Source organism: Aquicoccus sp., assembly GCF_041686535.1.
In the GTDB taxonomy this organism is placed as follows: domain Bacteria; phylum Pseudomonadota; class Alphaproteobacteria; order Rhodobacterales; family Rhodobacteraceae; genus Aquicoccus.
In genome coordinates this window covers 1-4,246 of record NZ_JAWLDS010000160.1, presented here as the reverse complement: position 1 = coordinate 4,246, position 4,246 = coordinate 1, and the positions used below count along the sequence as shown (strand labels likewise).

The following is a 4,246-nucleotide window of genomic DNA, read 5'->3' as shown; positions in this document are numbered from 1 at the left end:
CGGGCCGGGATATTGACGATCTCGGGAGCAAGCCTCACCGAACGGCATCTGCGCGGCGCGCGTGTGCCTGACGGAACCCCTGTCGGCTCGACCGAGGGCAGGCGCGAATTCACCCGCGTCATTCTCGACAACGAGCCCGAGCTTGATGTCGAGACCGCCCGGGCCGACAACGTCGAGGCGGCGCTTGCCTTGCAGGCGGCCCATCCCGATCTCGGAGCGATCGTTCTGGAATGCACCAACATGTCCCCCTATGCGCCCGACATCCGGGCGGCGACGGGGCTGCCGGTGTTCTCCATTGTCACCCTGATCACTTGGTTCCAGGGCGCGCTGGTGCCGCCGCGCTTTGTCTGAGGCCGGATCGCCGCGCGCAGCGTTGATCAATTTTTCCTTAACGGATGCCGCGTTGCGGCGGTGCACGCCCGGCAGCCGGGCGGCAGCCGGGGATCACCCCTCCGAATTGCAGGGCGTGCCGGTGCGTTAACCCTTGCGTACGGTGGGTGCGCCGGGTTCAGCGTTTGCGATCTCGGCGGCTCGACATGGGCTGAAACGCCACGCTGACATGCGCCTCGCAATAGGGTTTTCCCGCCTGGACCGGCAGGCCGCAGAACCAGAAATCATCGGTCGCGGGATCGCCGACCGGCCATTTGCAGGTCCGCTCGGTCAACTCCATAAGTGTAAGCCTGCGCGCCTTTTTTTCGATTTCGCTCACCTTTGCCAATGCCTCGGGGCTGATTTCGTTGGCCGACGGTTGCGGCGGCAGGGGCTGCCCGGCTGGAATGATCTGCTTGCGGGCCGGTGCGCCGGCCGGTTCGGGTTCGGCCTTGACGGGTTTCGCAGGGGCCTCACGCTGGGGTTTCTCGGGTTTTGCACGGGCCGTTCGCGTTTTCGCCTCGGGCTTGGCCTCCTGCTTGGGCTCACCCTCCCCCACGCCCGCCCCCGACGTCCGGTTCGACAAACCAAGGCGATGGACCTTGCCGATGACGGCATTGCGGGTCACGCCGCCAAGTTCCTTTGCGATCTGGCTGGCCGATTGGCCTTCACCCCACATCTTTTTAAGAAGTTCCACGCGTTCGTCGGTCCAGGACATCGGGTTTTCCTATTTGAAAGGGCGGCCACATCGGTCGGGCCGCCCTGCTGTTCCGGTCAGGTCCTTATTCTAAACATCGTGCGGCGCGGTGCAAGCCGCGATTCGGGTGCGGGATCAGCGTGGAACAGGCGCGGTCTGATGTTTTCTGAGCCTCGCCTCGCGCCAGGCCAGAACCGCGGCCCCGGCGATGATGATGGTTGCCCCGAGCCCCGAGACGGCATCGGGCCGGGTGCGGAACACGATCGCGTCGAACAGCGCGGCAAAGATCAGCGTGGCATAGGCGAAGGGCACGACAAAGCTGGCCTCGGCCCGGGCCATGGCGTTGACATAGGCAGCTTGCGCACAGGCCATGAAAACGCCCACCCCGGCCAGTGCCGCCCATTGCGCGGGCGTGGGCATCACCCAGAAGGGCAGCACTGCGACGGAAGCGGCGATGAGCCCGAGGCTGTTGTTGATGAACAGGATCTGGAGCGGCCCCTCGCGGCCCGAGAGCAGCTTGATGATGGTGATCTCGACCCCCATGGCCAGCGCCGCGCCCAGTGCGAGAAGGGCGGCGGGCTGAAAGCTGGCCGAGGTAGGGCGCAACAGGAACAGCGCGCCCAGGAGGGCGATGGCGGCGGCGGACCAGCGGATCGGGCCGACCTTCTCTCCCAGGAGCGGGATCGCCAGCATCATCGCGAAGACCGGGTTGAGAAAGGAAATCGCGGTGGCGTCGGCCATCGGGATATAGGCGACCGCCGCGAACATCAGGCTGACACCGGCCCAGCCACCGAGTGTGCGTATCGCGTGCAGTCGCAGGTTGGGCTGCTCGAAGCGGAGGCGCATCGCACCGGCGGTCGCGGCGATCAGGACCCAGGCGAAGAGGAAGCGCCCGTGGCTAACCTGAAACGGGTGCAGCGGGTCGCCCAGCCGCGCGGTCCCTGCAAGTTTTGCCATCAGCGTCGAGGCGGCGATGAAGGCACAGGCCGTGAGCATGAAGGCGACAGCAAGACCGAGATTCTGGGCGCGAGGCTGGAACATGGGCTTTTGTCTGCGCCGGCCACCACGTCGAGTAAAGCGAGAATTGCCCACCAATTGCCTTGGTCGGGATTCTATTGACAGTCCTGCCGCCGAGCGCTAATGGCCGTGCTCATGGCAAGCGCATATCATAACACCACGAACAAACGTCGACGCCGTCGCGTCTGACGCTGCCACCCTTGCCGGGGGCCGTGCCGGTCCGGCCACCCACTTTTACTTTCTGCAAAAACGTTGACGAATGGCCCCTCACCGGGCAAACCGGGGGCTTCCTGAAGGGAAAGGATATCCACATGATCCCGTCTGTTCTGCCGACCTACAACCGTGCACCGCTGGAATTCGTGAAAGGCGAAGGCAGCTGGTTGGTCGAGCGCGACGGGCGACGCTTTCTCGATCTGGGCTCCGGTATTGCAGTCAACGCGCTGGGCCATGCCCATCCCGATCTGGTCGCCGCGCTGCACGAACAGGCGCAGAAGCTCTGGCATGTCTCGAACCTTTACACGATCCCTCAACAGCAGCGGCTGGCCGATCTTCTTGTGCAGCACACATTTGCCGATACCGTCTTCTTCACGAATTCCGGTACCGAATCCTGCGAGTTGGCGGTCAAGATGGCGCGCAAATACTGGTATGATCAGGGTGACTCCAATCGGGTAGAGATCATCACCTTCGAGGGGTCTTTCCATGGCCGCTCCACCGCCGCGATAGCGGCAGCTGGATCCGAGAAGATGGTCAAGGGTTTCGGTCCCGTTCTTGGCGGGTTCACCCATCTGCCCTGGGGCGATCATGACGCTTTGCGTGGAGCCGTGACAGACCGGACAGCCGCCATACTCATCGAGCCGGTGCAGGGCGAGGGTGGTATCCGCTCGCTACCCGATCAATGTCTCAAGGGATTGCGTCGGATCTGCGACGAAACCGGCGCGCTCTTGATCCTCGATGAGGTGCAATGCGGGATGGGCCGCACCGGGCGTCTCTTCGCGCATGAATGGGCAGGGATCGCGCCCGATATCATGATGGTCGCCAAGGGCATTGGCGGCGGCTTCCCGCTCGGGGCGGTTCTGGCCAGCGAACGCGCGGCGTCGGGTATGACGGCTGGCACGCATGGCAGCACCTATGGCGGCAACCCGCTGGGCTGTGCCGTGGGCTCGAAAGTGGTCGAGGTCGTTTCTGCTCCCGGTTTCCTGGGGCAGGTCAATGCGCGGGCGGGTGCGCTGCGCCAGAAGCTCGAAGCCCTGGTCGCCTCGCGCCCCGAGGTATTCGAGGAGGTGCGCGGGAGGGGGCTGATACTCGGCCTCGTTTGCAAGGCGCCCAATACGGATGTGGTCAAGGCAGGCTATGACAACCTGGTGATCACCGTTCCGGCCGCCGATAACGTGGTGCGCCTGTTGCCACCGCTCAACATCACCGAGGATGAGATTTCCGAAGCCCTGGCCAGGCTCGATGCCGCGGCCGCGCAGGTCGAAACCGCCGCTTCATCTTGCTGAAAATACTCTGGGGGTCCGGGGGCAACGCCCCCGGGTTCATTGATGACGACAGGACCAAGCCCATGAATCATTTTCTAGATATCCACAAGACCGACGCATCGGCGCTGCGTGGCATCATCGATCATGCCCGTGCGATGAAGGGCGCCCGCGCGGGCCGCACACGTGGTGCCGCTGATGACGAACAGCCGCTGGCCGGGCGCATGGTTGCGCTGATCTTCGAGAAACCCTCGACCCGCACCCGGGTCTCCTTTGACGTTGGCGTGCGCCAGATGGGCGGGCAGACCATGGTGCTTTCGGGCAGCGACATGCAACTTGGCCATGGCGAGACCATTGCTGATACTGCCCGCGTCCTGTCGCGATATGTCGATCTTATCATGATCCGCACCTTCGATGAGAGTGTGCTGGCCGAAATGGCCGAATATGCGGATGTACCCGTGATCAATGGGCTGACCGATCGGACCCACCCCTGCCAGATCATGGCCGACGTGATGACATACGAGGAACATCGCGGGCCGATTGCGGGCAAAAAGGTCGTTTGGTGTGGTGACGGCAATAACGTCTGTGCCTCGTTCTTGCATGCTTGTGCTCAGTTCGGCTTCGACATGGTCTTTACCGGACCTGTGCAGCTCGAACCCGAGCCGGAATTCGTAGGATTGGCGCGCAA

3 protein-coding genes and 2 pseudogenes are annotated in these 4,246 nt (G+C 63.7%); 3 read left to right on the top strand and 2 right to left on the bottom strand.

Annotated features, from left to right (window positions below):
* Positions 1-351, top strand: a pseudogene (locus ACESL9_RS17240) (aspartate/glutamate racemase family protein); the annotation flags it as partial.
* 157 nt (positions 352-508) lie between these two features.
* On the opposite strand, the gene ACESL9_RS17235 reads toward ACESL9_RS17240, so the two are convergent.
* Both ACESL9_RS17235 and ACESL9_RS17230 read right to left on the bottom strand, forming a co-directional pair.
* Positions 509-1,087 carry a GcrA family cell cycle regulator gene (locus ACESL9_RS17235; protein ID WP_372612676.1) on the bottom strand — a complete coding sequence of 193 codons (579 nt, stop codon included), beginning with the start codon at positions 1,085-1,087 and terminating at the stop codon, positions 509-511.
* 114 nt (positions 1,088-1,201) lie between these two features.
* The gene (locus ACESL9_RS17230; RefSeq protein ID WP_372612675.1) at positions 1,202-2,107 is read right to left on the bottom strand and encodes a DMT family transporter; all 906 of its coding nucleotides are present in this window, start codon (positions 2,105-2,107) and stop codon (positions 1,202-1,204) included.
* A 287-nt stretch (positions 2,108-2,394) separates the two neighbouring features.
* On the opposite strand from ACESL9_RS17230, the gene ACESL9_RS17225 reads away from it, so the two are divergent.
* On the top strand, positions 2,395-3,582 hold the full coding sequence (locus ACESL9_RS17225) for an aspartate aminotransferase family protein (protein ID WP_372675321.1): 1,188 nt from the start codon (positions 2,395-2,397) through the stop codon (positions 3,580-3,582).
* Positions 3,583-3,644: 62 nt separating this feature from the next.
* Positions 3,645-4,246, top strand: a pseudogene (locus ACESL9_RS17220) (ornithine carbamoyltransferase); the annotation flags it as partial.

What these genes read in the sequence shown, in the direction of transcription:
- ACESL9_RS17235 (WP_372612676.1), bottom strand. Translation starts at nt 1,087, where the DNA reads ATGTCCTGGACCGACGAACGCGTGGAACTTCTTAAAAAGATGTGGGGT.
- ACESL9_RS17230 (WP_372612675.1), bottom strand. Translation starts at nt 2,107, where the DNA reads ATGTTCCAGCCTCGCGCCCAGAATCTCGGTCTTGCTGTCGCCTTCATG.
- ACESL9_RS17225 (WP_372675321.1), top strand. Translation starts at nt 2,395, where the DNA reads ATGATCCCGTCTGTTCTGCCGACCTACAACCGTGCACCGCTGGAATTC.